This window comes from bacterium (assembly GCA_024224155.1).
Lineage (GTDB): Bacteria > Acidobacteriota > Thermoanaerobaculia > Multivoradales > JAHEKO01 > CALZIK01.
Window position 1 is genome coordinate 1 of record JAAENP010000165.1, and the last position, 2,142, is coordinate 2,142.

Below are 2,142 nucleotides of genomic sequence, written 5' to 3' on the forward strand. Positions count from 1 at the left end.
CCCGGCAAAGGCTGGCCACCAGCCGGAAGCGAGTCTTGCGCGAGACCTGGAGCGATCCAGGCCGCGAAGCGTAGACAGCGAGTGCGAGAGCCGCGTGACTGAGCCTCGAAATGACAAGTTGGGACGGGCCACCGCCGTTTGGGAGGCGCTGGCAGTACCTGCGCGCCGTATAGGCCTGGCGCGCGAGGCCGCCCCGGGGTCCGAGAGCGGGGCGAGCGCACGAGGGTTGCCCAGGAACCTGGGAGATCCCATGCATTCCGTGAGAGAGAGCCGGCGCGTGAGGCCCGCCGGCGCACGAAATGGCCTGGCCTGGGGCGAGCAGCGCGTGGCCGCCACGGGAGCGAACAACGACGCGCACCACGGCACCGACGGGGAAGGCTGACAAACCGAAGCCCTGAGGGACGATGCATGGGAAGTCTTAGCGCCCTGATACGACCTGCGAACCCGGGGAACCATCCCGAGGGACCCGGGGGAGGAAAGGGGGGCGCCGGGGGACGGACCCACTGGAGGGAAAGATGACGGGGACGCCGAGCCCCGAGGGAGTCTCAACGCGACTCCAGCGGATAGCGATGCTGGCCCAGGAGGACCCGGAGCGGTCCTTTCTGACCCTGGCCCACCACATCGACGTGGATCTACTACGCGAGGCATTTCGTCGCACGAGGAAGGACGGCGCGGCGGGGGTGGACGGTGAGACGGCAGCGGAGTACAGGAAGGATCTCGAGAAGCGCCTGGAGGACCTCGAAGGGCGTTTCAAGTCCGGCCGGTACTACGCGCCCCCGGTGCGTCGGACGTACATTCCGAAGGGCGACGGCAAGACCAAGCGACCCATCGGCATACCGAGCTTCGAGGACAAGGTACTTCAGCGAGCGGTGACGATGGTGCTCGAGGCGGTGTACGAGGAGGACTTTGTGGACTGCTCGTACGGGTCTCGGCCCGGGCGCTCGGCGCACGATGCGCTCGGGGCCTTGTGGCGTGGCCTCATGGAGGTGGGTGGGGGCTGGGTTCTGGAATTGGACATCAAGAGCTACTTCGACACCTTGGAACATTCCCGCCTTCGGGCGATTCTGGACCAGAGGGTGCGGGATGGAGTCATCCGTCGCACCATCGACAAGTGGCTGGCCGCCGGGGTGTGGGAGGAGGGACGTGTGAGCCATCCCACGACCGGCACGCCGCAAGGCGGGGTGGTTTCGCCGCTGATGGCGAACGTCTACCTCCACGAGGTACTGGACGTGTGGTTTGCGAAGGACGTGAAGCCCCGGCTGCGAGGCCGGGGATTCATGGTCCGTTACGTAGACGACGCGGTGCTGGTGTTCTCGAACGAGGCGGACGCTCGCGAGGCGAAGGACCTGCTGGCGAAGCGGTTTTCCCAGCACGGCCTGAGCCTCCACCCGGACAAGACCCGTCTGATCGAGTTCCGACCGGATCGACCGGGAGGGGATCGAACGGGCGGACCTCGAAGCTTCGACTTTCTCGGCTTCACGCATCACTGGGGCCTGGGCAAGAAGGGGCGCTGGGTGGTGAAGCGCAAGACTGCCGGCAGTCGCATGGGCCGGACGCTGAAGCGTCTGAACCGGTGGTGCCGGAGGTATCGGCACCACCCGGTGGTGTGGCAACACGAGCGGCTGAGCAAGGCACTGCGGGGCTGGGACAACTACTACGGGTACGCTTCGAACCAACGGTCCCTCAAGGTCCTTCGTTACGAACTCACGCGGGTGTGGCGCAAATGGCTGTCGCGCCGCACGCGGGGCGCGCCGATCACCTGGAAACGCTTCAACCGATTCCTGGTGCGTTTTCCGCTCCCGGCCCCGGTGCTGCACTGCCGCGGCTGGCATCTCGCAGCGAACCCGTCTTGCTGAGGAACCGGATGCGGCAATTCCGCACGTCCGGATCTGTGGGGGGCCGGGCGGTCCGCCGCCCGGCCTACCCGGAGGAGCTACGGTCCCGGACGTGCGACGAAGAATCTCCCCGTGGCCCTAACGGAGCGCTTCTTCGGGCCACGGCCTCGGAGGGGGCCCGCAGAATGGCTGGCCTTGTTTCTGGCGACCGGCATCGCCGGTTCGGGACTCCGGGGAGGCCGGGCGGCGGACCGCCCGGCCCCCCACAGATCCGGACGTGCGGAATTGCCGCATCCGGTTCCTCAGC

1 protein-coding gene is annotated in these 2,142 nt (G+C 67.4%); it reads left to right on the forward strand.

Annotated elements, in window-relative coordinates:
• Positions 1-515: 515 nt before the first annotated feature.
• Positions 516-1,856 (forward strand): group II intron reverse transcriptase/maturase, encoded by a 1,341-nt coding sequence (ltrA, locus tag GY769_09945; protein MCP4202245.1) that lies wholly within the window; start codon positions 516-518, stop codon positions 1,854-1,856.
• The last annotated feature ends 286 nt before the right edge of the window (positions 1,857-2,142 follow it).